Here is a 24,622-nt window from a genome sequence, read left to right as displayed (position 1 = left end):
TGCAAAAAGGGAATTCGTTTCCCGCCAGCAATACGCTCGCGTTCGCGGCGTTTCCTGTATTATTTCTTTCCAGCCGCTTCGCGCTCGGCCACTTCTTTATCCAGCTCGGCGATTTTAGCGGACATCATCTCGCGGCAGTGTGTCGCCAGCGCGCGCACGTTATCTTTACCAAACTGACTGGTATCGACCGGCGGCAGCATCTCGACAATCACCAGACCATTGTTCCAGCGATTGAGTTTAATTTTGTTCGATGTATTCGACACGCATACTGGAATAATCGGTACGCCAGCGGCGATGGCCGCGTGGAACGCGCCGGTTTTAAAGGGCAGCAGACCGCGGCCGCGGCTGCGGGTCCCTTCCGGGAACATCCAGAACGAAATTTTACGCTTTTTAAACGCATTCACCACTTCGGCAATAGTGCCGTGCGCTTTGGTTCGGTTATTGCGGTCAATCAGCAGGTTGCCCGTCAGCCAGTAAAGCTGGCCAAAGAACGGTATCCATAACAGGCTTTTTTTACCCACGGTAACCGTCGGCGGCTGCACGATGTTCGATGCTGTCACCATATCATAGTTGTTCTGGTGGTTAGCGATGTAGATCGCATTGCCGTAGCTTTCCGCGTCCGCAGGCTTACGCAGTTCGACTTTCAGGCCAAATACCGGGGACAGGCGGCCAAACAGATGACCAAACGTCGCGACGTGCTTAGGGTTGCGCGGGCTGAACAAGCAGTAAAGACTGCCAAATATGCACACGACGATGCAATAAATGACAACAAAAATTAGTCGAAAAATAAATAACATAGCTTCCTCTGAAACCCAAACCGCTTAGCGTTATATCCGTTGAATCACAGGCTCAGGACACCGCTGCCCTCTCAACGCGGGGCGGAAAATCTCCGCCCCTGGAGGACATGTTAATCGCAATGCCTGAATAAACAACGATTTTGCGGCAAATTTTCGCATCCTCCAGCCGGGTGAAGGATGCGGATCTTACTCTTCGCTGTCGCCAGCTGAGGCGCGGCGCGGGGAGTCGATCTCCACGCGGTCGATTTTCTGCAGGCCACGCATCAGCGAACCGCGACGGCCGCGCTCGCCGGTGACTTTTTGCAGCTCTTCCGGACGCAGTTTGATCTTACGCTTGCCGACGTGGATAGTTAGCGTGCTCTGCGGCGGCAGGACAAACAGGTGCGCCAGACCATCCTGGCCGGAGGCGGCTTCCGCCGACGGAATGTTGATAATCTTGTTGCCTTTGCCTTTCGACAGCTGCGGCAGATCGCTCACCGGGAACATCAGCATGCGTCCGGCATGGGTAATCGCCAACAGCATATCGGCATCGTCTTCAATGACCAGCGGCGGCATCACATGCGCGTTCTCCGGCAGCGTAATCAGCGCCTTACCGGCGCGGTTGCGCGCCACCAGGTCGTTGAAGGTACAGACGAAACCGTAGCCGGCATCGGAGGCCATCAGCAGCCTCTGATCGTCTGCCTCCATCAGCATATGTTCTACGCTGGCGCCCGGCGGCAGCGTCACTTTACCGGTGACCGGCTCGCCCTGGCCGCGGGCGGAAGGCAGCGTAATCGGGTCGATGGCGTAGCTGCGCCCGGTGGTATCAATAAACACCACCGGCTGGTTGCTCTTGCCTTTCACCGACGCTTTCCAGCTATCGCCGGCTTTGTAGCTCAGCCCCTGCGCATCGATATCGTGGCCTTTGGCGCTACGCACCCAACCCATCTGCGACAGAACGATAGTGACCGGCTCGGACGGCAGCATATCGTGCTCGCTCATGGCCTTCGCTTCTTCGCGCTCGCGCAGCGGCGAACGGCGATCGTCGCCAAAGGTATCGGCATCGGCCTGCAGCTCTTTCTTCAGCAGGTTATTCATCTTGCGTTCGGAGGCCAGAATCGCCTGCAGCTGATCGCGCTCTTTTTCCAGCTCGCTCTGCTCGCCGCGGATCTTCATCTCTTCCAGCCTGGCGAGATGACGCAGTTTTAATTCCAGAATCGCTTCCGCCTGGGTTTCGCTGATGCCGAAACGGGCAATCAGCGCCGGCTTCGGTTCATCTTCGTGGCGGATTATCTCAATCACTTCATCAATGTTGAGGAACGCGACCAGCAAACCTTCGAGGATGTGCAGGCGCTTGAGGACTTTTTCCAGACGGTAGTTCAGGCGGTTACGCACGGTATCACGACGGAAGGTCAACCACTCCGTCAGGATTTCAAGCAGGTTTTTCACCGCCGGACGATTGTCCAGGCCGATCATGTTGAGGTTGATGCGGTAGCTCTTTTCCAGATCGGTAGTGGCGAACAGGTGGTTCATCACCTGCTCCATATCCACGCGGTTGGAACGCGGCACGATCACCAGACGGGTCGGGTTTTCATGATCCGATTCATCACGTAGATCATCAACCATCGGCAGCTTTTTGTTACGCATCTGCGCGGCGATCTGTTCCAGCACGCGCGCGCCGGACACCTGATGCGGCAGCGCGCTAATCACCACCGCGCCGTCTTCTTTCGTCCACACGGCGCGCATGCGCACCGAACCGCGGCCGTTCTGGTAGATTTTGCGAATTTCCGCGCGCGGGGTAATGATTTCCGCTTCGGTCGGGTAGTCCGGCCCCTGCACGATATCCAGCAGCTCATCGAGCGTGGTTTTCGGTTTTTCCAGCAGCGTAATCGCCGCCTGCGCCACTTCACGCAGGTTGTGCGGCGGAATATCGGTAGCCATACCGACCGCAATGCCGGTGGTGCCGTTCAGCAGGATGTTCGGCAGACGCGCCGGCAGCATTTTTGGCTCCTGCAGCGTACCGTCAAAGTTCGGCACCCAATCGACGGTGCCCTGACCCAGTTCGCTGAGCAGCAGTTCGGCGTATTTCGACAGGCGGGATTCGGTGTAACGCATCGCCGCGAAGGATTTCGGATCGTCCGGCGCGCCCCAGTTCCCCTGCCCGTCTACCAGCGGGTAGCGGTAAGAGAACGGCTGCGCCATCAGCACCATCGCTTCATAGCAGGCGCTGTCGCCGTGCGGGTGATATTTACCCAACACGTCGCCGACGGTGCGGGCGGATTTTTTGAACTTGGCGCTGGCGTTCAGGCCCAACTCGGACATTGCATAGACAATGCGGCGCTGAACCGGCTTTAAGCCATCGCCAATAAACGGTAATGCCCTGTCCATGATGACGTACATGGAGTAGTTCAGGTAGGCATTTTCCGTGAATTCATGTAGCGCGAGGCGCTCTGCCATATCGCTCATTAATCGTGGATCCTCAATCTGGGACGCGGCCATTGCGGCGGCAAAACTACCCGCGATAATACCCGATCTCACGCCCTGAGTCACAGGAAGTGAGATCGGTTAAAGAGGATGAGGATATCAATCAGGCTAGCGGCAAATAAATATCGGTGCGGAGTTCATGCTCGCCAACTTCATGCACAAAATTGAGGTAGCGGAAGAACACCGGAAAATCCCTTAGCGTCTCCCCGGCGGCGGGTAGCCAGTCGCGATAGAGGAACCAGACGCTTTGCGCCAGCGTGTCCAGCGAACCGTGGTGGCGGGCCACGGCGCAACGGCCTGCCGGGATCTCGCCGTTAATCACGCCAAACGCGTTTTCACTAATCGGCCGATCGACGGTGCCGCAGATATCAAAACGAAACGCGTCGCCTGGCGTTGTTTGCGGATCGTCCCAGGCAATGCCCCAGGTTTCGCTGGTGGCGACTGGCGACAGCCCGCTCGTTTTGCGCCATGCGATAAAACGCGCGGCGGTGGCGTTGACCAGGTCCGGGCTCCCGCGATGTTGCAATACGGCGATCCTTGTGGCTGGAAATTGAATGATGTTTACGTCCATCGAAGTTTGCTCCTGTAGCGTATGTTTCGGTACGCGTCGATGCCACTCGGCCCAATCCGGTCGCTGACGGAACTGAGTCGGGCTTTGATCAAACGCGGTACGGAAGGCGCGACTGAACGACTCCGAATTTTGAAATCCCGCATCAAGGGCAATATCGATGATTTTATCGTGCGGGTTGAAGGCCAGGCGCCAACAGGCGCGCCGCAGGCGTAACCACTGAATATACCGGTACAGCGGAACGCCGGTATACGCACTAAATTGCCGGTGAAAATGGTAAGGCGAGCTATACGCAATCGCGCTCAGCGCCTCCAGCGTTAGCGGCTCATCAAGATGGTTCTCAATGTACAAACAGACTCGCTGAAAACGCCCGACGTACGCCGGGCTGGCCTTAATATCGTTCATCGTCTCCTCCACGCGACACACTCTGCCAGAGCGAGGATAGCGATTCCTGACCGATCTTGCGCACTCTGGCGCGGGCATTATGGCGTGATTTTACGGATCTGCTTCACGTCGATCTCTACCGAGTTCCAGTCTTTATCGACTTCACCCTGAATTTCTACCGTATCCTGCGGGCCGACGGTCACGCCATTCCAGCGCTTGTGGTCGATATCGACGTTCACCACGCCGGAGGCATCCTGGAATTTATACAGATCATCAGAGATGCGCTCGACGATTTTACCGCGCAGGGTCACCCAGGTGTCATCGCGCAGCGACTTGGCGTTCGCCACGGTGGTCACCGCGCCGCTCGGCCCGGTGAAGCCGCCGGCCTGCGAGGTAGTGGTAGTAGACGGTCCGGTGAATCCACCCTGCCCGGCGGCCAGTACCGGCATGGAAACCAAAGCAATAATCGCGGTCATCGCAGCAATTTTTTTCATTTTATAATCTCCCTTATGTGTTGGTATGGCTCCTATTACGCCTGACAAAACTTAACGACTTCTTAAGCGGAAAAAAGAAATTTTAATGCTGTACATCCCCTGCATCAACGCGGTTTACTGCGCAAAGAAACGGGATCGTCGGAGGGAAACATGCGCATATTATTGGTGGAAGATGACAAACTGATCGGCGACGGCATCAAAGCCGGGCTGAGCAAAATGGGCTTCAGCATCGACTGGTTCACCGCAGGCCAGGAGGGCAAAAACGCCCTGTATAGCGCCCCTTACGACGCCGCGATACTTGACCTGACTCTCCCCGGCATTGACGGTCTCGATATTCTGCGCGAATGGCGCGATAAAGGTCGTAATGAACCCGTACTGATCCTCACCGCCCGCGACGCGCTGAGCCAGCGGGTCGAAGGGCTACAGCTTGGCGCCGATGACTATCTGTGTAAACCCTTCGCCCTCATTGAGGTAGCGGCGCGTCTCGAGGCGCTGATCCGCCGCGCTCACGGCCAGAGCAGCAGCGAGCTACGCCACGGAAAGGTGACTCTCGACCCGAACCGCTTAACCGCCAGCCTTGATGGTGAAAGCCTGGCGCTGAAGCCGAAGGAGTTCGCCCTGCTGGAACTGCTTATGCGCAACGCGGGGCGCGTATTACCGCGTAAGCTTATCGAGGAAAAGCTTTATAACTGGGACGACGAGGTCTCCAGCAACGCCGTGGAAGTTCACGTTCACCATCTGCGTCGCAAACTCGGCAGCGGTTTTATCCGCACCGTGCACGGCATCGGCTATACCCTGGGTGACGCATGAAACGACTCGCCCGTCTGAGCCTGCGCCTGCGCCTGACGCTGCTGTTTGTCCTGCTGACCAGCGCCGCCTGGGGGATTGCCAGCGTGATCGCCTGGCAGCAGACCAGCGAAAAGCTGGATAAGCTGTTTGATACCCAACAACTGCTCTTCGCCCGCCGCCTGAGCGCGATGAATGTCGATGAGCTACAGGCGCGACCGACGCAAATCCGCGAAAAGAAAAAAGTTAAACACGGCCATCTTGATGATGACGCGCTGGCCTTCGCTATCTTCACCCGCGACGGAAAAATGGTACTTAACGATGGCGAAAACGGCGAAGATATTCAATGGGGTTCGCAGCGCGAAGGCTTCAGCGATGGCTACCTGCGTGGCGATGACGACGAATGGCGTTTTCTGTGGCTGACCACCGCTGACGGCCGTCATCGTATCGCCGTCGGCCAGGAGTGGGATTATCGCCGGGAAATGGCGATGGATATCGTTACCTCGCAGCTCACGCCGTGGCTGGTCGCGCTACCGCTGATGTTCGTGCTGCTCATCGTGCTATTAAGCCGCGAGCTGGCGCCATTGAAGAAACTGGCTCGAACCCTGCGCCAGCGCGCGCCGGATTCGGCGGAACGTCTGTCGGACGACAAAATCCCTTCGGAAGTTCGCCCGCTGGTCGATGCCCTGAATCAGCTATTCAGCCGTACCCACGAAACCATGCTGCGCGAGCGCCGTTTTACTTCTGATGCCGCCCACGAGTTGCGCAGCCCGCTGGCGGCGCTGAAGGTGCAAACCGAAGTCGCCCAGCTTTCGATGGACGATCCCGAAGGCCGGGATAAAGCGTTGGCGCAATTACATCAGGGCATCGACCGCGCCACTCGGCTGGTCGATCAATTACTTACGCTGTCGCGGCTGGATTCCCTTGCGCAACTGGATGACGTGCAGTCGGTCGCTATCGACGACCTGTTGCAGTCGGCTGTAATGGAGATGTATCACCACGCGCAGCAGTCCGCCATTGAGTTACGCCTGCATCTGAACGCCAGCAATATCGTCCGCACCGGCCAGCCGCTGCTGCTCAGCCTGCTGGTACGCAATCTGCTGGATAATGCCATACGCTACAGCCCGCGCGGTAGCCAGGTGGATATCACCCTTTCCGCCCGCGAATTCCGGGTCCGCGACAATGGTCCAGGCATTAGCCCGCAAGCGCTGGCGCGCATTGGCGAGCGTTTTTATCGCCCGCCGGGCCAGGATGCCCCCGGCAGCGGATTAGGCTTATCGATCGTTCGCCGCATCGCCGCACTGCACGGCATGCGGGTTGATTTTGCTAACGCGCGCGACGGCGGCTTCGAGGCGCGCGTTTACTGGTAGCCACATTATTGCCAAAAATGCAAAAGACTTTGCACATTTTGCTCATTTTACTGCCCCGCTTCGCGGGGTAAAATTGCCGACAAATTTAATAGGTTGAGGGCAAAAAATGAGCAACATCCTGATTATCAACGGGGCGAAAAAATTCGCTCACTCTAATGGCCAATTGAACGACACCCTGACCGAGGTCGCGGATGGTTACCTGCGCGACGTCGGGCATGATGTTAAAATCGTCCGCGCGGAAAGCGAGTACGATGTAAAAGAAGAAGTGCAGAATTTTCTGTGGGCCGACGTGGTTATCTGGCAGATGCCGGGCTGGTGGATGGGCGCGCCGTGGACCGTGAAAAAGTACATGGATGACGTCTTCACCGAAGGCCATGGTTCTCTGTACGCCAGCGATGGCCGTACCCGCTCCGATGACAGCAAAAAATATGGCTCCGGCGGGTTGATTCAGGGTAAACAGTATATGCTGTCGCTGACCTGGAATGCGCCGATGGAAGCCTTCACCGATAAAGATCAATTCTTCCACGGCGTCGGCGTTGATGGCGTTTACCTGCCGTTCCACAAAGCCAATCAGTTCCTTGGCATGAGCGCGATGCCGACCTTTATCGCCAACGACGTGATTAAAATGCCTGACGTTCCACACGTCATCGCAGAATATCGCAAGCATCTGGCGGCGATTTTTGGTTAACTAGAAGCCTACATACAGAAGGAGTTGAGTTAACCATGTTAACAGTGATTGCCGAAATTCGTACTCGTCCGGGCCAACACCACCGTCAGGCGGTACTGGATCAGTTCGCTAAAATTGTCCCTGTGGTACTGCAGGAAGAAGGCTGCCACGGCTACGCGCCGCTGGTTGACCACGCCGCTGGCGTGAGTTTTCAGACCTCCGCCCCGGATTCGATCGTTATGGTCGAGCAGTGGGAAAGCGTCGCGCATCTTGAAGCGCATCTGCAAACGCCGCACATGAAGGCTTACGCTGAAGCGGTCAAAGGCGACGTGCTGGAAACCAGCATCCGCATTCTGCAGGCTGGCGTATAAGCCCGACAGAAGTAAAAAAGGGAGCCTCAGGCTCCCTTTTTCGCATCTGGCGGCTGACGTCGGCTTAGGCTTCGAGATCCGCCATATCGCCTTTTTCCTGCAGCCAGTTGCGACGGTCTTCAGAACGCTTCTTGGCCAACAGCATATCCATCACCGCGGTCGTTTGCTGCTCGTCTTCATCGGTGATGATGAGCTGCACCAGGCGGCGGGTGTTCGGGTCGAGCGTGGTTTCACGTAGCTGCATCGGGTTCATCTCGCCCAGCCCTTTAAAGCGCTGTACGTTCGGCTTGCCCTTCTTACGCTTCAACTGCTCCAGCACGCCGGCTTTTTCTTCTTCCGTCAGCGCGTAGTAAACCTCTTTACCCAAGTCGATACGATACAACGGCGGCAGCGCGACATACACGTGGCCCTCTTTCACCAGGGTACGGAAATGCTTCACGAACAGCGCGCACAGCAGGGTAGCGATGTGCAGACCATCCGAGTCGGCATCGGCGAGAATACAGATCTTACCGTAACGCAGCTGGCTTAAATCATCGCTATCCGGGTCGATACCAATCGCCACCGAAATGTCGTGCACCTCTTGCGAAGCCAGCACTTCATCGGAAGAGACTTCCCAGGTATTCAGGATCTTGCCTTTCAGCGGCATGATCGCCTGATATTCACGGTCGCGCGCCTGTTTCGCCGAACCGCCCGCAGAATCCCCTTCGACAAGGAACAGTTCGGTGCGGTTCAGGTCCTGCGCGGTGCAGTCCGCCAGCTTACCCGGCAGCGCCGGGCCGCTGGTGAGCTTTTTGCGCACTACTTTCTTGGCGGCGCGCAGGCGGCGCTGGGCGCTGGAAATGGCCATTTCCGCCAGCAGCTCCGCCGCCTGTACGTTCTGGTTCAGCCACAGGCTGAAGGCGTCTTTAACCACCCCGGAGACGAATGCCGCGCACTGACGCGACGACAGACGTTCTTTCGTCTGCCCGGCGAACTGCGGATCCTGCATCTTCACCGACAGTACGTACGCGCAGCGATCCCAGATATCTTCCGCCGACAGCTTCACGCCGCGCGGCAGGATATTGCGGTATTCGCAAAACTCGCGCATCGCGTCGAGCAACCCCTGACGCAGACCGTTAACATGCGTACCGCCCTGCATAGTCGGGATCAGGTTTACGTAGCTTTCGGTCAGCAGTTCGCCGCCTTCCGGCAGCCACAGCAGCGCCCAATCCACCGCTTCCGTTTCGCCGGAGAAGTTGCCGACAAACGGTTTTTCCGGCAGCAGCGGCAGGCCGTTGACCGCCTCGCACAGATAATCATTAAGGCCGTCCGCATAGCACCAGCGCTGTTCGCTGTTGTTCACCTGGTCGCGGAACACAATTTCCACGCCCGGGCACAGCACCGCTTTCGCTTTCAGCAGGTGAGTTAGCCGCGAGACGGAGAAACGCGGGCTATCGAAGAAGCTTTCATCCGGCCAGAAATGGACGCTGGTACCGGTGTTGCGTTTACCGCAGGTGCCGGTGACGCGCAGGTCTTCAACTTTTTCCCCATTTTCAAAGGCGATGCTGTAGACCTGACCATCGCGGCGCACGTTGACTTCCACGCGCTTAGACAAGGCGTTGACGACCGAGATCCCCACCCCATGCAGGCCGCCGGAGAACTGGTAGTTTTTATTAGAAAACTTCCCGCCCGCATGCAGCCGACAAAGGATCAGCTCAACCGCCGGAACCCCTTCTTCCGGGTGGATATCAACCGGCATCCCGCGCCCGTCGTCGATAACCTCCAACGATTGATCGGCATGGAGGATGACCTCCACGCGTTTGGCGTGGCCGGCCAGTGCTTCATCCACACTGTTATCAATAACTTCCTGACCAAGATGGTTAGGACGGGTTGTGTCGGTGTACATTCCCGGGCGGCGGCGAACCGGCTCAAGCCCGGTGAGTACCTCAATGGCATCAGCGTTATATGAAGATTGCGTCATGGTGTGTATTCGTAGGTCGTTCTGAACCGCTTAGCGCAGGCCCAGAAAATCGATAATCTGGGTGAAATGATCTTCAAAGCCAACAAATGCGTGATTACCGCCCTCCTCGACCGTTTGACGGCAGGAGGCGAAGTAGTCAACAGCCTGGCGGTAATCAAGCACTTCATCGCCCGTTTGCTGCAATAACCAGATAAGGTCAGGCGCTTCCAGCGGGTCGATATGCATGACTTTAAGATCGTAAATATGGCGAGACTCTAGCACATATTGCTGCCCGGTGTACGGATTCTCATTGGGGCCAAGAAAATTGTTCAGCAGTTCAAATGGCCGCACCGCCGGGTTAATCACCACCGCCGGCAGCATAAAACATTGCGACAGCCAGGTGGCGTAGTAGCCGCCCAACGACGACCCCACCACGCCTAACGGCTCGCCGCCGTGCTCCAGCACGATGGCTTCCAGCATCTCTGCCGCCTGCGCCGGGAAAGCAGGCAGTTCCGGCACCACCATGTTAATTTCCGGGTGGTACTGCGCCAGCCACGTTTTCAGCGCCGTCGCTTTTGCCGAGCGCGGCGAGCTGTTAAATCCGTGCAGATAAAGAAGAGTAGACATCAGTATCCTTCTGAAGCGATATCCGGGTGAAACTCGGCGCCGCTGAGACGACAGACTTCAGTCGTCAACACGCCATCAGGATGCAGTTCAAGCCAGCGCCAGCCTGGAGAGACGGTATCGAGGGTGAAATTAGCGCAATGCGGTTTAAACTGCACGCAGGTCGATGGCGTCGCCATCATCCGCCGCCCGTTCCAGTCGAGATCCAGCTCCTGGTGAATATGGCCGCATAGCAGGTGCTTAACCCGCGGATAGTTGCTCAGGATGTGGTCTAACGCCCCGGCGTTGCGCAGGCTATGCTGATCAAGCCAGCTGCAGCCCGCCGGCAGCGGATGATGATGCAGTAACAGCAGCGTGTAGCGCTCAGGTTCCGCATTCAATTGATGCTCAAGCCACTCCAGTTGGAAATCGCTCAGCTCACCGTGAGGCACGCCAAAGACCTGGCTGTCCAGCAGCAGGATTTGCCAATGATCGCCCAACAGGACGCGTTTTGCGGGGGAGATGCCGGCATCGTGCAGCGTGCTGTACATCGCCGGTTGAAAATCATGGTTTCCCGGCAGCCAGACGCAGGGTGCGGCAAAGCTCGCGATGCCTTCAGCGAAATGCTGATAGGCCGCGGCAGAGTGGTCTTGCGCCAGATCGCCTGTTGCTACAATCAGGTCGCATTCACGCTGTGAGGCATGTATCGCATCCAATACAGCCTGATAACTTTCCCAGGTATTGATACCCAACAGCGTTTCATGTTTTTCAGCAAACAGGTGAGTATCAGTAATTTGTAATATCCTGACTCTGGTCTCACCAGCCAGAGGTAGGTTTAACAGGCTTTCCAAATGGTGTCCTTAGGTTTCACGACGCTAACAAACCGGAATCGCCATCGCTCCATGTGCTAAACAGTAACGCAGCCAGTCGGCCAGAAACTGATTAATTTGATGCTTTTCGTCGCGTTGATGCAACTTTTTATTAGGGTAATCATATCTCGCTTTGAAGCGAAAAATCTGCTGACTTGAACACACTTCAGCCACCATGGCGTCGTGATACAGGCGCACCGTCATTGACGGCAGGCTCCAGTAGCTCACCGCAGGCATAGTCTGTTCTATTGTCACTAATGTAGTGTAGCGGGTCGATTCGACCACCGTTAATCGATATTGCGCCGCCCCCACCTGATAGTTCGCCATATCGCCGACCGCCTCAGTGCGAGGCAACAGGCGGCGCAGCTGGGCGAAATTGGTTTCGCACAGGCGCATCATTTCCGGGAAGTCAGGTGTATAACGCTTCATATTATTTCCACTCGTTTCGTAAGCTATGATAATGCAGCTGCAGCCATTGCAGGGCGATGACAGAAGCCGCGTTGTCGATTTTCCCCTCTTCTACCCACTGGTAAGCCTGTTCCCGGCTCACCACATGCACCCGAATATCCTCGTTTTCTTCGGCCAGGCCGTGAATGCCTTTTGCCGTCGATGCATCAACTTCGCCCACCAGGATCGATAACCGCTCGCTGGTGCCGCCTGGGCTTGCCAGATAGCTTAATATTGGTTTGGTGCGCCCAACTTCAAGCCCGGCCTCTTCCAGCGCTTCCCGGCGGGCGACATCTTCTACCGTTTCGCCTTCTTCTATCATCCCGGCGACCATTTCCAGCAGCCACGGGCTCTCGCTGGTATCATAGGCGGCGATACGGATCTGCTCGACCAGCACAACTTCATCACGCACCGGGTCAAAGGGTAGCAAGACCGCGGCGTGCCCGCGCTCAAAAATTTCGCGGGTAACCTCGCCGCTCATCCCGCCGTTAAACAGGCGATGGCGAAAACGATACAAATCGAGCGAAAAAAAACCGCGATAGAGCGTTTCCCGTGCAATAATTTCTACATCGTTTTTAGAGAAGGTAATTCCCTGCTGATTAGGTTTGCTCATTGTCTGTGTCCTGCTCATCCGAAAGTAGGGATTTATAGGCCGTTTGGCTACCGTTTTACAGCCTGTATGTTAGATTGGTGCAAATTACCGCCCTATGGCACGTAACGCCAACTTTTTACGGCGACAGAGTCGATACAATCAGCGATTATTTTTAGAATTTGAGTAGCGCTAAATGCTTCACAACAAGGAATGCAAATGAAGAAACTTTTTCCCATCCTTATCGGCCTGGGCCTGACTGGCTTCAGCGCCATGAGCCAGGCAGAGAACCTGTTGCAGGTTTATCAGCAGGCGCGTATTAGCAACCCTGACCTGCGTAAATCGGCAGCCGATCGCGATGCTGCATTCGAAAAGATCAACGAAGCGCGAAGCCCATTACTGCCGCAACTCGGTCTGGGCGCGGATTATACCTATACCAGCGGGTTCCGTGATTACAAAAACCAGAACTCCAACGTCACCAGCGGTTCATTGCAGTTAACGCAAACCCTGTTCGATATGTCGAAATGGCGCGCGCTGACCCTGCAGGAAAAAGCGGCGGGCATTCAGGATGTCACCTATCAGACTGACCAGCAAACGCTGATTCTGAATACCGCGACGGCTTACTTTAAAGTCCTGGCCGCTATCGATACGCTCTCCTATACCGAAGCACAGAAACAGGCTATCTATCGTCAGTTGGACCAAACCACCCAGCGCTTTAACGTGGGCCTGGTTGCCATCACCGACGTACAAAACGCCCGCTCGCAATACGACGCCGTGCTGGCAAATGAAGTGACCGCGCGTAACGACCTCGACAACGCCGTTGAAGAGCTTCGTCAGGTCACCGGCAACTACTACCCGGAGCTGGCGTCGCTGAACGTTAACGGCTTCAAAACCAGCAAACCGCAGGCGGTGAACGCGCTGCTGAAGGAAGCGGAAAACCGCAACCTGTCGCTGCTGCAGGCGCGTCTGAACCAGGATCTGGCGCGTGAGCAGATTCGCCAGGCGCAGGATGGTCATTTACCTACTCTTGATTTGAATGCTTCTACCGGTGTCTCTAATAACCGTTACAGCGGTTCCAAAAACATTTCCCAGGACGCCGATGTCGGGCAAAACAAAGTCGGCCTGAGCTTCTCCCTGCCGCTGTATCAGGGCGGGATGGTTAACTCGCAGGTGAAACAGGCGCAGTACAACTTCGTCGGCGCCAGCGAGCAGCTGGAAAGCGCGCACCGCAGCGTGGTGCAGACCGTGCGTTCGTCGTTTAACAACGTGAATGCCTCCATCAGCAGCATCAATGCCTACAAACAGGCCGTTGTCTCTGCGCAGAGCTCCCTGGATGCGATGGAAGCGGGTTATTCGGTGGGTACGCGTACCATCGTTGACGTGTTGGATGCGACCACCACGCTGTACAACGCCAAGCAGCAGCTCTCCAACGCCCGTTATAACTACCTGATCAACGAGCTGAACATCAAGTCCGCTCTCGGCACGCTGAACGAGCAGGATCTGATCGCGCTGAACAACACGCTGGGTAAAGCGATTCCGACTTCACCGGACAGCGTCGCGCCGGAAAATCCGCAGCAGGACGCCGCCGCTGACGGTTATGCGAACACCGCTTCCGCACAGCCGGCTGCCGCCCGTACGACGAAGACCAGCGGTTCTAATCCGTTTAGCCACTAATCGTTGAACGCGATGACGCCTCGTCTGGCCTTCGGGTCAGGCGGGGCGTTAAACGTAAGGCAACGTAAAGACCTCCGCTTTTCCCCTCTTTCGCTTCATTTTCCACCACTCATACTCTATCCTGAGCGTTGACAAACGCACTACCACTGGGTCCTGGAAGACAAATATGAAACGGACAAAAAATATTAATCATGCGTCGTTCCGCAAAAGCTGGAGCGCTCGCCACCTGACGCCGGTCGCCCTTGCCGTCACCGCCGTCTTTATGCTCGCCGGTTGTGAAAAAACTGACGAGACGGTTTCTCTGTATCAGAACGCCGATGACTGCTCCGCGGCTAACCCAAGCAAAGCCGCAGAGTGCACCACCGCCTACAATAACGCGGTGAAAGAAGCCGCGCGCACCGCGCCGAAATACGCCAGCCGTGAAGACTGCGTCGCCGAGTTTGGCGAAGGCCAATGCCAGCAGGCGCCGGCTCAGGCGGGCGTCGCCCCGGAAAACCAGGCACAGGCGCAAAGCAGCGGCAGCTTCTGGATGCCGCTGATGGCCGGCTACATGATGGGTCGCCTGATGGGCGGCGGCATGGCCGCGCAGCAGCCGCTGTTTAGCTCGAAGAACCCGGCCAGCCCGGCCTACGGCCAGTACACCGATGCCAGCGGTAAGAGCTATGGCGCAGCGCAACCGGGCCGTACCATGAACGTGCCGAAAACCGCGATGGCGCCGAAACCGGCCACCACCACGACCGTCACCCGCGGCGGTTTTGGCGAATCCGTCGCTAAGCAATCGACGATGCAGCGTAGCGCCGCGGGCTCCAGCTCCTCTTCACGCTCGATGGGCGGTTAAGCGGCATGGAAAGAATCAGCATTACCGAGCGCCCGGACTGGCGCGAGAAAGCGACCGAGTATGGCTTCAACTTTCACACCATGTACGGCGAGCCGTACTGGAGCGAAGAGGCCTACTACAAGCTGACGCTGGCGCAGGTTGAAAAGCTCGAAGCGGTCACCGCCGAGCTGCATCAAATGTGTCTACAGGTCGTTGAGAAAGTGATCGCCAGCGACGAGCTGATGACCAAATTCCGCATCCCTAAGCACACCTGGGGCTTTGTGCGTCAGTCGTGGAAAACCAACCAGCCGTCGCTGTATTCGCGTCTGGATCTGGCCTGGGATGGCGTGGGCGAACCGAAGCTGCTGGAAAACAACGCGGATACGCCAACCTCGCTATATGAAGCAGCGTTCTTTCAATGGATCTGGCTGGAAGATCAGCTTAACGCCGGTAATCTGCCTGCCGACAGCGATCAGTTCAACAGCCTGCAGGAAAAGCTGATTGAACGCTTCGGCGAGCTGCGTGAACAGTTTGGCTTCCAGCTGCTGCATATGGCCTGCTGCCGCGATACCGTTGAAGACCGCGGCACCGTGCAGTATCTGCAGGACTGTGCGGCAGAAGCGGGCGTCGCCACCGAGTTCCTGTATATCGAAGATATCGGTCTTGGCGAGAAAGGTCAGTTTACCGATTTACAGGATCAGGTCATCGGCAATCTGTTCAAGCTCTATCCGTGGGAATTTATGCTGCGCGAGATGTTCTCCACCAAGCTGGAAGACGCCGGCGTACGCTGGCTGGAGCCGGCGTGGAAGAGCATTATCTCCAACAAGGCGCTGCTGCCGATGCTGTGGGAAATGTTCCCCAACCACCCTAACCTGTTGGCGGCTTACTTCAGCGAAGATAACCATCCGCAGCTTGAGAAGTACGTCATTAAGCCGATCTTCTCCCGCGAAGGCGCCAACGTGTCGATCGTTGAAAATGGCAAAGTGGTGGAGGCGGTGGAAGGTCCGTACGGGGAAGAAGGCACCATCGTGCAGGAGTTTTATCCGCTGCCGAAATTTGGCGATAGCTATACGCTGATTGGCAGCTGGCTTATTAACGACCAGCCTGCCGGGATCGGCATCCGTGAAGATCGGGCGCTGATCACCCAGGATCTTTCGCGTTTCTATCCGCACATTTTCGTCGAATAACGGCAAACCCCGGCAACCTGAGTGGCCGGGGTTTTTTCATGTGCGATAGCTGCCGTTACGCGGCGCCCACGACCACCGACAGCATGCTCAGCGACCCCATTTCCATCCCTTCGACCGGGATCGTTATCGGCTCTTCACCATCCCACGCTCCCAGAATATAGAGCAGCGGCAGGAAGTGCTCAGCCGTTGGGTTAGAGAGCGAACCACCTTCATGGCTTAAATAATTCACCAGCGGATGCGCTTCGACCGGCCCTTTCCAGTTCAGATTCGCTTTGACATAGTCGTTAAACGACTGGGCCCACGGATACGGCGTGCTTTCGCCATGCCAGCGCGCGGTACGCAGGTTATGCACCACGTTGCCGCTCGCCACCAGCATAATGCCTTCATCACGCAGCGACGCCAGCTTACGCCCCATCTCCAGATGCCATGCCGCGGGCTTAGTGCTATCGATACTTAACTGAACCATGGGAATATCGGCATCAGGGTACATTTTGATCAGTACCCCCCACGAACCGTGGTCAAACCCCCACGCCTCTTTATCGAGGGTGACAGGCACCGGCGCCAGCAGCTCAACCAGATGTTGCGCCAGCTCCGGCGATCCCGGCGCAGGGTAGTGCGTATCGTATAAGGCCTGCGGGAAACCGCCAAAATCATGAATGGTTTTCGGCGCTTCCATCGCCGTCACGCCCGTCCCGCGAGTAAACCAGTGCGCGGAAATAACCACGATAGCTTTCGGCCGCGGCAGCGTTTCGCCGAGATGACGCCAGGCGCGGGTATAGATATTATCTTCCAGCACGTTCATCGGGCTACCATGGCCTAAAAACAACGCTGGCATACGGGTACGGGACATGATGGTATCCTTCAGTAGGGAGTATTTGATTCCTTCACATTACGCGCTTTTAGCCGCAGATAAACTCAGATAAGCGTGATGATCATCATCAGAAAATTTGAAGGTGAAAAATCTCTCCCATGTACCCGTAGAGAAAGCATATTAGCTCGACCCAGAAACAACAAAGCCCACCGTAAAGTGGGCTTGTCATCAGAACAGCGGTAACTTAGCTGGCTTTGCGATCGTGCTCGCGGCGGTAAGCCACCAGGTCTTCAATGGTGACAACAGCCATGTTGTGCTGCTGAGCGAACTTGATGCACTCCGGCGCGCGCGCCATGGTGCCATCGTCGTTAGTCAGTTCACAGAGAACGCCTGCCGGTTTAAAGCCCGCAAGGGTCACCAGGTCGATGGTCGCTTCAGTGTGGCCGCCCCGGGTCATTACGCCGCCAGGCTGCGCACGCAGCGGGAAGACGTGGCCCGGACGGTTGAGATCGGAGGGTTTCGCGCCATCGGCAATGGCGGCGCGCACGGTCGTGATGCGGTCAGCGGCAGATACGCCGGTGGTTACGCCTTCTGCCGCTTCAATGGTCACGGTAAAGCCGGTGCCGTAGGCGCTGGTGTTGTTCTCCACCATCATCGGCAGGTCAAGCTGCTTGCGGCGATCTTCGGTCAGGCACAGGCAGACAATGCCGCTGCCGTGACGAATGGTCAGCGCCATTTGCTCAACGGTCATGGTTTCGGCGGCGAAAATCATATCGCCTTCGTTTTCACGGTCTTCATCATCAAGCACCATCACACCGCGGCCTTCGCGCAGTGCGTCTAAAGCGTGTTCCACACGTTCAAAAGCGGTACCAAAAGAAGAAAGGAGCGTCTGATTCATGGTAAAAAAACCTCATTAAAATTATGGTTACCAGAATCAGGGCAGTCTTAGGAGTGCCGGTTTAGCGGCAAAAGTCAACGCAAGCGGATCGTAACCCGACTGAGCCGTTACTCTCTCCCATCCGGACTTTAACCGTCGGCCCCGGAATTACACCGGATCTGCTGACCTTCCCGTTTTCACTGGAAGCGCTCGCGGGCTTTCAACGCGCAGGTTGATTTACCGCCGGTGGGGAATTTCGCCCCGCCCTGAGAATAAGCGAGATAACTATAACGCCATTAACTATCTTCATCAATGGCTACTCACTCGACATCTTACATTTGTGGTTTATAGGCGCTCCCGTTCGCACTACAATGAACGCTAACTAGACCAGTGCAGGAATCCGCCATGATTGACCCGAAAAAAATTGAACAAATCGCCCGCCAGGTCCATGAATCGATGCCGAAAGGCCTTCGCGATCTTGGAGATGACGTAGAAAAGAAAATCCGCCAGGTACTGCAATCGCAGTTAACTCGTCTGGATTTGGTCAGCCGCGAAGAGTTCGATGTGCAAACTCAGGTTCTGCTGCGCACCCGCGAAAAGCTGGCTTTACTGGAGCAGCGCATTAGCGATCTGGAAAGCCGTTCAGCTGCGCCGAAGAGCGAAGAACAGCAATAAAAAAACGGGCCTGAATGGCCCGTTTTCATTTGGCTTAGTGCTCTAACTCGGCCGGGCTATTCACCTGACGACAATAAAGCTCATAGCGTTGGCAAAACCATTCACGATGTTCCTCATCCATATTGCCGACAATAGCCTGAAGATCAACCGAATGGCCTTGCGCGTGCATCCTGGCGAAACTACGTGCCAGAAAATCGAAGTTCTTCATAGAATACATATCGTTATGGTTCATCCGCATACTCCTTCAGCCGTTGGCGTTCTGATTGGTCATATGCCTTTTACTCACTTCAGTATTTACGCTTACCTTAACGTATTTTGTACGAAAAATGCGCTTAACCGGGTTATTTATTGCGCTAAATCATTTTCCGCATGATTAAATAAAAACGGCCCGCGAAGGTATCCCCGCAGGCCGTTGTAGACCGCTCCGTTCAGAGCGGTAAAGCGTATTGATTACTTGTCGCTATCTTTCTGAATCTTCTTGATAATATTGGTAGTCGAGCAGCCATCTTCAAAGTTGAGCACCAGCACTTCGCCGCCGTTGGCCCATACCTCTTCGCTGCCGGCGATCTGCTCCGGCTTGTAATCACCGCCTTTCACCAACAGATCCGGCAGGATCCCGGCAATCAGCCGCTGCGGCGTATCTTCTTCAAACGACACGACCCAATCGACGGCTTCCAGCGCTCCCAGCACGATCATCCGCTGTTCAAGCGGGTTCACCGGGCGGGTTTCGCCTTTCAGACGTTTGGTTGAGGCATCGCTGTTGACGGCGACGATCAGACGATCGCCCAGCTTGCGCGCATTGGCCAGATACGAAACGTGACCCGCGTGCAGAATGTCGAAGACGCCATTGGTCATCACCACTTTTTCGCCACGCTTACGCGCCGCGGCGACCGCCTGTTTCAGCTCTTCTTCGCTCATCACGCCAAAACCGGTATCGGCACGCCCGCGCACCGCGTTTTCCAGCTCGATTGGCGAAACGGTGGAAGTCCCCAGCTTGCCGACCACCACACCGGCCGCGGCGTTAGCGAAATAGCAGGCCTCTTCCAGCGTGTTACCCGCCGCCAGCGTCGCCGCCAGCACGCCGATAACCGTGTCGCCTGCCCCGGTGACGTCATACACTTCCTGCGCCTGGGTCGGCATATGCAGCGGCGGACGACCCGGCTGCAGCAGCGTCATACCCTGCTCGGAGCGCGTTACCAGCAGTGCGGAAAGCTCGAAGTCGGCGATGATTTTCATCCCGCGTTCGACGATTTCCGCTTCATCTTTACACTTTCCGGCGACCGCTTCGAATTCAGACAGGTTCGGCGTCAGCAGCGTTGCCCCGCGGTAGCGTTCAAATTCAGTGCCTTTCGGATCAATCAGCACCGGAACGCCGGCATCCCGCGCCAGCTTAATCATGGTCTGCACGCTGGCCAGCGCGCCTTTCGCGTAGTCTGACAGCACCAGCGCGCCGATCGAACCCAGCGCCTGCTGAATACGTTCATGCATCGGCTGTGGATCGACCCCGGAGAAACCCTCTTCAAAATCGAGGCGGATCAGCTGCTGGTTGCGCGACAGCACGCGCAGCTTGGTGATGGTCGGATGCGTCGGTACCGACACGAAATCACACTTCACTTTTACGTCAGCCAGCGCTTTGCTAAGCGCGCGCGCGGCATCGTCGATACCGGTCAGGCCGACCAGACGAGAAGTCGCGCCGAGCGACGCAATGTTCATCGCCACGTTAGCCGCGCCGCCAGGGCGTTCTTCGATATTTTCCACCTTCACCACCGGCACCGGGGCTTCCGGGGAAATACGGCTGGTGGGGCCGTACCAGTAGCGGTCCAGCATCACATCGCCTACCACCAACACTCCTGCACGTTCAAACTCTGGCAGCGTTACTTTCATTACTCTCTCCTGCGAGATGCAAACTTTGCGCGCGATAATAGCACACCCGATTTGTTAGTTAAGCCATCAACCACTTCTGCCAGCTAGCGCTCACCTGCTGACGTTCGCCGTCGAAAGCATCCGGCGCAACGTTGCCCGGCAGCTCCTGCAGCGCCAGATGGTGCAACGCATCGCGTAACGTAGTGTAGGCATGGGTAAGCGCCCGCGCCTCGTCCTCATCCATGATGCCGTTCTGCGCCAGCAGTTCCAGAATACGCACATTATCGGACCAGCGCGTCAGCTTTGGCTTTTCATGCGCGTAGCGCAGCACCAGATATTGGGTAATAAATTCAATATCGGTGATCCCTCCGGCATCGGCTTTGATATCAAAGCGATCGCGCTGCTTATTGCCGAGATGAGCGCGCATCTTTTCCCGCATCTCACGTACTTCGGTCTGCAGCGTTGCGCCTTCACGCGGCGTGGTCAGGATATCGCGGCGGATCGCATCGAAGCGCGCCTGCAGCGCCGGGTCGCCATACACCACCCGGGCGCGAACCAGCGCCTGATGCTCCCAGGTCCAGGCTTCATTGCGCTGATAATCGGCGAAGGCATCGGCGGTGGTCACCAGCATGCCCGCCGCGCCGGATGGACGTAAGCGAGCGTCCACTTCATACAGGATGCCCGACGAGGTGCGGGTGCTGAAAAGATGCATGATTCGCTGGGCAAGGCGCAGATAGAACTGGCGGCCATCGATTTCCCGTTCACCGTCGGTCATCACCTCCATCGGACAGTCGTGGAGGAAGACCAGATCGAGATCGGAACTATAACCCAGTTCCCAACCGCCAAGTTTACCGTAACCCACTACCGCAAAACCGCGCCCCTGACGGTCGCGAAGATGAGTCGGCTGACCGTAGCGGGCGACCATCTGAAGCCACGCCTGCTGCACCACCGCGTCGATCATCGCCTCCGCCAGCCAGGTTAAGTGATCGCTCACTTTCATCACCGGTAGCGTGCCGGCAATATCGGCGGCGGCGATATGCAGCAATTGCGCCTGTTTAAACTGACGCAGCGCTTCCAGCTGCTGTTCTTCATCTTCTTCCGGCACGCGCAGCAAATACTGGCGCAGTTCATCGCGGTACGCATCGGTCGCCGTCGGTTGATAAAGCGTGTTCGGATCCAGCAGTTCGTCCAGCAGCAGCGGGTGGCGCGCCAGCTGGCTGGCAACCATCGGTGAAGCAGCGCACAGGCTAATCAGGTGTTTTAACGCGCCGGGGAATTCGCTGAGCAGCTCCAGATAGGTGGTACGGGTGACGATTCCGGTCAGTAATGGGGTGATTCGCGCCAGCGGCAGCGGCGCATCCGCCCGTGAGCAGACCTCGCTGAGCAGATGCGGCATCAGCTGGTCGAGTACCTGCCGCCCGCGCGGGCCAATGGTGCGCCGGTCGAGCTCTTTGCGAAAATCAGCGATCAGCGCCAGCACGCTGCGCCGATCGTTGTCATCAAGGTGCGCCAGCGCCGGCGTAGTGTCGTCTTCTTCCAGCGCGTCCTGCCACAGTTCACGCCAGTACTCTTCCAGCTGTTCATCCGGCGATTGCGCCTCGTCGTCGCCGATAAGCTCGTTAAAGACGCGACGCACGCGGCGCATCTGCTCTTCAAGCTGTGCGCTGAGTGTCTGCCAGTCGGCGACGCGCATCCCCCACGCCAGGCGCGCGCGGTTAAGCTCATCCTGCGGCAGGGTTTGGGTTTGCTCGTCGTTAATGCTCTGCAGCAGGTTTTCGAGACGGCGCAGGAACAGATAGGCTTCGCGCAGCTGGGCGGCATCGCCTTCCGGCAGCAAATGCAGCTCGTCAATCGCCGTCAGCGTCGGCAACAGCGCGCGCTGCTGCAAGGCCGGTTCGCGACCGCCGCGGATCAGCTGGAAAACCTGAACGATAAATTCGATTTCGCGGATGCCGCCCGCGCCGAGCTTGATGTTGTCTGTCAGGCCGCGGCGGCGCACTTCACGGGCGATCATCCCTTTCATGTTACGCAGAGACTGAATGACGCTGAAATCAATGTAGCGGCGGAAGACGAACGGGCGCAGCATGGCGCGCAGTTCGTTGGCGTACACGCCGTCGTTATCGCCCATGATCCGCGCCTTTACCATCGCGTAGCGCTCCCAGTCGCGCCCCTGCTCCTGGTAATAATCTTCCAGCGCCGCAAAGCTCAACACCAGCGGGCCGCTGTCGCCAAATGGTCGCAGACGCATATCCACGCGGTAGACGAAGCCATCCTGCGTCGGCTGATCGAGTACTTTGATTAATCGCTGGCCCAGACGGGTAAAGAACTGGCCGTTATCCACCTCGCGGCGTCCGCCCTGGGTGGCGCCGTGTTCCGGCCAGGCGAAAATGAGATCGATATCGGAAGAGAAGTTAAGCTCTCCGCCGCCCAGTTTCCCCATGCCCAGGATCATTAGCGGCTGCGCTTCGCCCTGCGCATTGCACGGCGTCCCCCACTCCCGGCAGCAGGCGGCGTACAGCCAGTCGCGGGCGGCGACGATTAAGGTCTCCGCCAGGGCGCTGAGCTGCTGCAAACTGCTCTCTTCGCTCACCAGCAGCAGCGCCTGCGCCCAGGCGATACGCACCATCATCCGGCGGCGGAACTGGCGTAGCTCGCGCATCAGCGCGGCCTCGTCAGTCACCTCTTGTAGCTGTTCCGCCAGCCAGTCGCCGTAATGGCGCCATTCGTCGGCATGCGGCGGAGCGCTTTCCAGTTCAGCCAGCCACTGCGGCTGAGCGACCAGATTCTGTTCAACGAACTCGCTGAATGTCATCACCGACTGCGCCTGCAAACTTAACGTTTGCAGGGGAAAATCTGCCGGAAGCCGGTTCACAACCGTCTGCCAGTGCTGCTGTAACTGCGAAGAAAGCGCCATTATAGGGGTCTCCCTGGCCTGAAATTATCGTTTTCCACTATGCAGCCAGAATGGTTCCGCGGCCAGCGCCTGACGACGGAAATATTCGATGACGCTGCGGTCATTGTTCTCGATAGCGCGGCGCACCTCTTGCCAGTTTTCCAGCCAGGCCTCGGCTACCCCGGCATAGGCGCTGGAAAGCAATTGAATGCTGTCGATCTCGCGCGCCAGACGCGTGAGCCGATCGCTATAGTCGTCCTGCGTCTGCTGGAAGTTGCTTTTCAGCTCCGCCGCCGCTCGCGACAGTTGGATATCGGCAAAGCGTTTGAACGAACCGGCGATTTTCTTTTGCCCCGCCTCGTTGAGGAACGAACGCCAACCGCGGGTAACCAGCCATTCGGTCAGCAGCAGTTTGGCGCCAACCGTGGCGCGGTTGAACAACGCCGCTTCGGCTTTCTCCGCGCCGTCCAGCGCCGCTTCGGCCTCAGTGAGCGATTCACGCAACTGTACGGTGGCTTTTCGCGGCACAATGCCGCCAAATAGCACCAGCGCATGGCGTACGCGAGCCATCGCCCGCTGGATTTCACGCTTAGCTGCCGCGTTGCCCTGGTTCCAGACTTCATCATGATAGAGCCAGTGCGCCAGCGCGCTTTCCAGCGCCGCTTCCAGCCCCTGCTCGACGCTGGCTTTCGCCGCCACGCCTACTACCGTTAACGGTTTAACCGGGCGCGCTTCGTTGCTCTGCGCCAACTGATAGCCGCGCGCCGCTTTGCTCAGGCTGCCCTGACGCAGCACGCCGGTTGCCAGTAAACGATGCGCCAGCGCCAGAATGTCGGCGGTATCGCCGCTCAACAGCTCAAGCTCCAGTTCGCAAATGGCTTCCTGATGCTCACCGGCTTTCACTTCGCCAAGGTCAAGAGCTATCTCAATCTGGCTGCTGCCCTCTTTCACCACCCATTTTTCGCGGAGGAAATCAGTGCTAAACAGCGGCTGCACATTTTGCGCCAGTTCTGCCGGCAACTGCCCCTGCGGCCAAACTTCTGCCGGCAGTTTATCCAGCGCCAGCTCTGCTTTTTCCAGCGGAATATTGTATTCCGGACGCTGATGCAGGCCGCCCACCACCCGACCGGCAATTTTCAGCGTCATTTCATAACGCTCCCGATCGCCGCGGATCCGCAGCCCCATGTCGTGCCGACGCAGCCAGTTATCGGCGGTTTCGTAGTAAATATTCAGCAGTTGGCCTGCCGGCGTGTGCTGCGCATCCAGCGAATTGAGATGCTGGCGCAGCGCCTCAACGCCGTCGTGGGCAACGATAAACTTCAGTTCGATTTCTTGAGCCATGGCTGAATTCTTCCACCTGATAAGCGTCGCCGGGAAAATGCGGCGAACTAATGACGATATTTTTTGTCAGTAAATAGTATTTTGCGGCGAATCGCCATGCAATGCGCATTTGCCAGCTGCATTTGGATGATTCCGAT

24 protein-coding genes and 1 riboswitch are annotated in these 24,622 nt (G+C 57.2%); of the genes, 9 read left to right on the top strand and 15 right to left on the bottom strand.

All coding sequences use genetic code 11. From position 1 onward, the window contains the following. Positions 1–59: 59 nt before the first annotated feature. The 4 genes from plsC to ABLU86_RS08700 form a co-directional block, all read right to left on the bottom strand. Positions 60–797, bottom strand: a complete 738-nt coding sequence (gene plsC / locus ABLU86_RS08715; RefSeq protein WP_015369660.1) for a 1-acylglycerol-3-phosphate O-acyltransferase — start codon at positions 795–797, stop codon at positions 60–62. A gap of 186 nt (positions 798–983) precedes the next feature. Next, on the bottom strand, positions 984–3,242 hold the full coding sequence (parC, locus tag ABLU86_RS08710; RefSeq protein WP_047039218.1) for a DNA topoisomerase IV subunit A: 2,259 nt from the start codon (positions 3,240–3,242) through the stop codon (positions 984–986). A 121-nt stretch (positions 3,243–3,363) separates the two neighbouring features. After that, complete coding sequence (locus ABLU86_RS08705) at positions 3,364–4,233, bottom strand: AraC family transcriptional regulator (RefSeq protein WP_063445123.1); 870 nt, start codon at positions 4,231–4,233, stop codon at positions 3,364–3,366. Positions 4,234–4,310: 77 nt separating this feature from the next. Further along, positions 4,311–4,706 carry a YgiW/YdeI family stress tolerance OB fold protein gene (locus ABLU86_RS08700; protein ID WP_015369658.1) on the bottom strand — a complete coding sequence of 132 codons (396 nt, stop codon included), beginning with the start codon at positions 4,704–4,706 and terminating at the stop codon, positions 4,311–4,313. Between the two features lie 150 nt (positions 4,707–4,856). On the opposite strand from ABLU86_RS08700, the gene qseB reads away from it, so the two are divergent. From qseB to ABLU86_RS08680, 4 genes are all read left to right on the top strand, one after another. Then, positions 4,857–5,516 carry a quorum sensing response regulator transcription factor QseB gene (qseB, locus tag ABLU86_RS08695; RefSeq protein ID WP_015369657.1) on the top strand — a complete coding sequence of 220 codons (660 nt, stop codon included), beginning with the start codon at positions 4,857–4,859 and terminating at the stop codon, positions 5,514–5,516. Next, entirely contained in the window at positions 5,513–6,862 is a 1,350-nt protein-coding gene (qseC, locus tag ABLU86_RS08690) for a quorum sensing histidine kinase QseC (protein ID WP_045364186.1), read from the top strand. The genes qseB and qseC overlap by 4 nt, the downstream gene beginning before the upstream one ends. 106 nt (positions 6,863–6,968) lie before the next feature. Further along, on the top strand, positions 6,969–7,550 hold the full coding sequence (locus ABLU86_RS08685; protein WP_032709174.1) for an NAD(P)H-dependent oxidoreductase: 582 nt from the start codon (positions 6,969–6,971) through the stop codon (positions 7,548–7,550). 35 nt (positions 7,551–7,585) lie between these two features. Continuing rightward, positions 7,586–7,900, top strand: coding sequence for a putative quinol monooxygenase (locus ABLU86_RS08680; RefSeq protein ID WP_015369654.1), 315 nt, complete (start codon positions 7,586–7,588; stop codon positions 7,898–7,900). A gap of 64 nt (positions 7,901–7,964) precedes the next feature. Here ABLU86_RS08680 and parE read toward each other — a convergent pair whose 3' ends face one another. Genes parE through nudF form a run of 5 tightly spaced genes read right to left on the bottom strand, consistent with a single transcriptional unit; the run spans position 7,965 to position 12,371 of the window. Then, on the bottom strand, positions 7,965–9,860 hold the full coding sequence (gene parE / locus ABLU86_RS08675; RefSeq protein WP_015369653.1) for a DNA topoisomerase IV subunit B: 1,896 nt from the start codon (positions 9,858–9,860) through the stop codon (positions 7,965–7,967). A gap of 30 nt (positions 9,861–9,890) precedes the next feature. Then, entirely contained in the window at positions 9,891–10,466 is a 576-nt protein-coding gene (yqiA, locus tag ABLU86_RS08670) for an esterase YqiA (protein WP_015369652.1), read from the bottom strand. Continuing rightward, positions 10,466–11,293, bottom strand: a complete 828-nt coding sequence (gene cpdA / locus ABLU86_RS08665; RefSeq protein ID WP_015369651.1) for a 3',5'-cyclic-AMP phosphodiesterase — start codon at positions 11,291–11,293, stop codon at positions 10,466–10,468. The genes yqiA and cpdA overlap by 1 nt, the downstream gene beginning before the upstream one ends. 24 nt (positions 11,294–11,317) lie before the next feature. After that, positions 11,318–11,740 (bottom strand): DUF1249 family protein, encoded by a 423-nt coding sequence (locus tag ABLU86_RS08660; RefSeq protein WP_015703512.1) that lies wholly within the window; start codon positions 11,738–11,740, stop codon positions 11,318–11,320. A 1-nt stretch (position 11,741) separates the two neighbouring features. Then, entirely contained in the window at positions 11,742–12,371 is a 630-nt protein-coding gene (gene nudF, locus ABLU86_RS08655) for an ADP-ribose diphosphatase (RefSeq protein ID WP_015369649.1), read from the bottom strand. A gap of 195 nt (positions 12,372–12,566) precedes the next feature. Here nudF and tolC point away from each other — a divergent pair, with 195 nt between their 5' ends. From tolC to ABLU86_RS08640, 3 genes are all read left to right on the top strand, one after another. Next, positions 12,567–14,021, top strand: coding sequence for an outer membrane channel protein TolC (gene tolC / locus ABLU86_RS08650; RefSeq protein ID WP_015703513.1), 1,455 nt, complete (start codon positions 12,567–12,569; stop codon positions 14,019–14,021). Between the two features lie 166 nt (positions 14,022–14,187). Then, positions 14,188–14,859: a DUF1190 family protein gene (locus tag ABLU86_RS08645; RefSeq protein WP_015369647.1), complete on the top strand. Its 672-nt coding sequence runs from the start codon at positions 14,188–14,190 to the stop codon at positions 14,857–14,859. Positions 14,860–14,864: 5 nt separating this feature from the next. Then, positions 14,865–16,025 (top strand): glutathionylspermidine synthase family protein, encoded by a 1,161-nt coding sequence (locus ABLU86_RS08640; RefSeq protein WP_015703515.1) that lies wholly within the window; start codon positions 14,865–14,867, stop codon positions 16,023–16,025. Between the two features lie 55 nt (positions 16,026–16,080). Here ABLU86_RS08640 and ygiD read toward each other — a convergent pair whose 3' ends face one another. After that, the gene (gene ygiD / locus ABLU86_RS08635; RefSeq protein ID WP_032715843.1) at positions 16,081–16,875 is read right to left on the bottom strand and encodes a 4,5-DOPA dioxygenase extradiol; all 795 of its coding nucleotides are present in this window, start codon (positions 16,873–16,875) and stop codon (positions 16,081–16,083) included. A 205-nt stretch (positions 16,876–17,080) separates the two neighbouring features. After that, a complete protein-coding gene (ribB, locus tag ABLU86_RS08630) occupies positions 17,081–17,734 on the bottom strand; it encodes a 3,4-dihydroxy-2-butanone-4-phosphate synthase (RefSeq protein WP_015703517.1) in 654 nt (217 codons plus the stop codon). 105 nt (positions 17,735–17,839) lie between these two features. Continuing rightward, positions 17,840–17,991, bottom strand: a riboswitch (FMN riboswitch). 127 nt (positions 17,992–18,118) lie between these two features. Between ribB and ABLU86_RS08625 the strand changes: the two genes are divergently transcribed. Continuing rightward, positions 18,119–18,388, top strand: coding sequence for an accessory factor UbiK family protein (locus tag ABLU86_RS08625; RefSeq protein ID WP_015369643.1), 270 nt, complete (start codon positions 18,119–18,121; stop codon positions 18,386–18,388). A 34-nt stretch (positions 18,389–18,422) separates the two neighbouring features. On the opposite strand, the gene glgS is transcribed toward ABLU86_RS08625, so the two are convergent. Continuing rightward, a complete protein-coding gene (glgS, locus tag ABLU86_RS08620; protein ID WP_015369641.1) occupies positions 18,423–18,620 on the bottom strand; it encodes a cell surface composition regulator GlgS in 198 nt (65 codons plus the stop codon). Here glgS and ABLU86_RS08615 point away from each other — a divergent pair. After that, entirely contained in the window at positions 18,612–18,761 is a 150-nt protein-coding gene (locus ABLU86_RS08615; RefSeq protein WP_015369640.1) for a hypothetical protein, read from the top strand. The two genes, glgS and ABLU86_RS08615, sit on opposite strands and share 9 nt — an antisense overlap. Positions 18,762–18,838: 77 nt before the next feature. On the opposite strand, the gene hldE is transcribed toward ABLU86_RS08615, so the two are convergent. From hldE to ABLU86_RS08600, 3 genes are read right to left on the bottom strand one after another with little or no spacing between them, the layout of a single operon-like run. Then, positions 18,839–20,272, bottom strand: coding sequence for a bifunctional D-glycero-beta-D-manno-heptose-7-phosphate kinase/D-glycero-beta-D-manno-heptose 1-phosphate adenylyltransferase HldE (gene hldE, locus ABLU86_RS08610; RefSeq protein ID WP_015369639.1), 1,434 nt, complete (start codon positions 20,270–20,272; stop codon positions 18,839–18,841). 58 nt (positions 20,273–20,330) lie between these two features. Continuing rightward, positions 20,331–23,168, bottom strand: a complete 2,838-nt coding sequence (glnE, locus tag ABLU86_RS08605; protein ID WP_199912064.1) for a bifunctional [glutamate--ammonia ligase]-adenylyl-L-tyrosine phosphorylase/[glutamate--ammonia-ligase] adenylyltransferase — start codon at positions 23,166–23,168, stop codon at positions 20,331–20,333. A gap of 21 nt (positions 23,169–23,189) precedes the next feature. Further along, entirely contained in the window at positions 23,190–24,485 is a 1,296-nt protein-coding gene (locus tag ABLU86_RS08600; RefSeq protein ID WP_160184249.1) for an inorganic triphosphatase, read from the bottom strand. Positions 24,486–24,622: the final 137 nt, after the last annotated feature.

The sequence above is a fragment of the Klebsiella sp. JN_Kp121 genome (assembly GCF_040062145.1).
Classification (GTDB): Bacteria; Pseudomonadota; Gammaproteobacteria; order Enterobacterales; family Enterobacteriaceae; genus Klebsiella; species Klebsiella aerogenes.
This window is presented reverse-complemented; position numbering and strand designations above follow the sequence as displayed.

Bases quoted from the DNA above. Each gene is read 5' to 3' on its own strand.
- ABLU86_RS08680 (WP_015369654.1), top strand. From the start codon at position 7,586: ATGTTAACAGTGATTGCCGAAATTCGTACTCGTCCGGGCCAACACCAC.
- ABLU86_RS08640 (WP_015703515.1), top strand. From the start codon at position 14,865: ATGGAAAGAATCAGCATTACCGAGCGCCCGGACTGGCGCGAGAAAGCG.
- qseC (WP_045364186.1), top strand. From the start codon at position 5,513: ATGAAACGACTCGCCCGTCTGAGCCTGCGCCTGCGCCTGACGCTGCTG.
- parE (WP_015369653.1), bottom strand. From the start codon at position 9,860: ATGACGCAATCTTCATATAACGCTGATGCCATTGAGGTACTCACCGGG.
- ABLU86_RS08615 (WP_015369640.1), top strand. From the start codon at position 18,612: ATGGTTCATCCGCATACTCCTTCAGCCGTTGGCGTTCTGATTGGTCAT.
- hldE (WP_015369639.1), bottom strand. From the start codon at position 20,272: ATGAAAGTAACGCTGCCAGAGTTTGAACGTGCAGGAGTGTTGGTGGTA.
- ABLU86_RS08705 (WP_063445123.1), bottom strand. From the start codon at position 4,233: ATGAACGATATTAAGGCCAGCCCGGCGTACGTCGGGCGTTTTCAGCGA.
- ABLU86_RS08700 (WP_015369658.1), bottom strand. From the start codon at position 4,706: ATGAAAAAAATTGCTGCGATGACCGCGATTATTGCTTTGGTTTCCATG.
- ygiD (WP_032715843.1), bottom strand. From the start codon at position 16,875: ATGTCCCGTACCCGTATGCCAGCGTTGTTTTTAGGCCATGGTAGCCCG.
- ribB (WP_015703517.1), bottom strand. From the start codon at position 17,734: ATGAATCAGACGCTCCTTTCTTCTTTTGGTACCGCTTTTGAACGTGTG.
- glgS (WP_015369641.1), bottom strand. From the start codon at position 18,620: ATGAACCATAACGATATGTATTCTATGAAGAACTTCGATTTTCTGGCA.
- ABLU86_RS08600 (WP_160184249.1), bottom strand. From the start codon at position 24,485: ATGGCTCAAGAAATCGAACTGAAGTTTATCGTTGCCCACGACGGCGTT.
- qseB (WP_015369657.1), top strand. From the start codon at position 4,857: ATGCGCATATTATTGGTGGAAGATGACAAACTGATCGGCGACGGCATC.
- ABLU86_RS08685 (WP_032709174.1), top strand. From the start codon at position 6,969: ATGAGCAACATCCTGATTATCAACGGGGCGAAAAAATTCGCTCACTCT.
- nudF (WP_015369649.1), bottom strand. From the start codon at position 12,371: ATGAGCAAACCTAATCAGCAGGGAATTACCTTCTCTAAAAACGATGTA.
- plsC (WP_015369660.1), bottom strand. From the start codon at position 797: ATGTTATTTATTTTTCGACTAATTTTTGTTGTCATTTATTGCATCGTC.
- tolC (WP_015703513.1), top strand. From the start codon at position 12,567: ATGAAGAAACTTTTTCCCATCCTTATCGGCCTGGGCCTGACTGGCTTC.
- parC (WP_047039218.1), bottom strand. From the start codon at position 3,242: ATGAGCGATATGGCAGAGCGCCTCGCGCTACATGAATTCACGGAAAAT.
- ABLU86_RS08660 (WP_015703512.1), bottom strand. From the start codon at position 11,740: ATGAAGCGTTATACACCTGACTTCCCGGAAATGATGCGCCTGTGCGAA.
- yqiA (WP_015369652.1), bottom strand. From the start codon at position 10,466: ATGTCTACTCTTCTTTATCTGCACGGATTTAACAGCTCGCCGCGCTCG.
- ABLU86_RS08625 (WP_015369643.1), top strand. From the start codon at position 18,119: ATGATTGACCCGAAAAAAATTGAACAAATCGCCCGCCAGGTCCATGAA.
- ABLU86_RS08645 (WP_015369647.1), top strand. From the start codon at position 14,188: ATGAAACGGACAAAAAATATTAATCATGCGTCGTTCCGCAAAAGCTGG.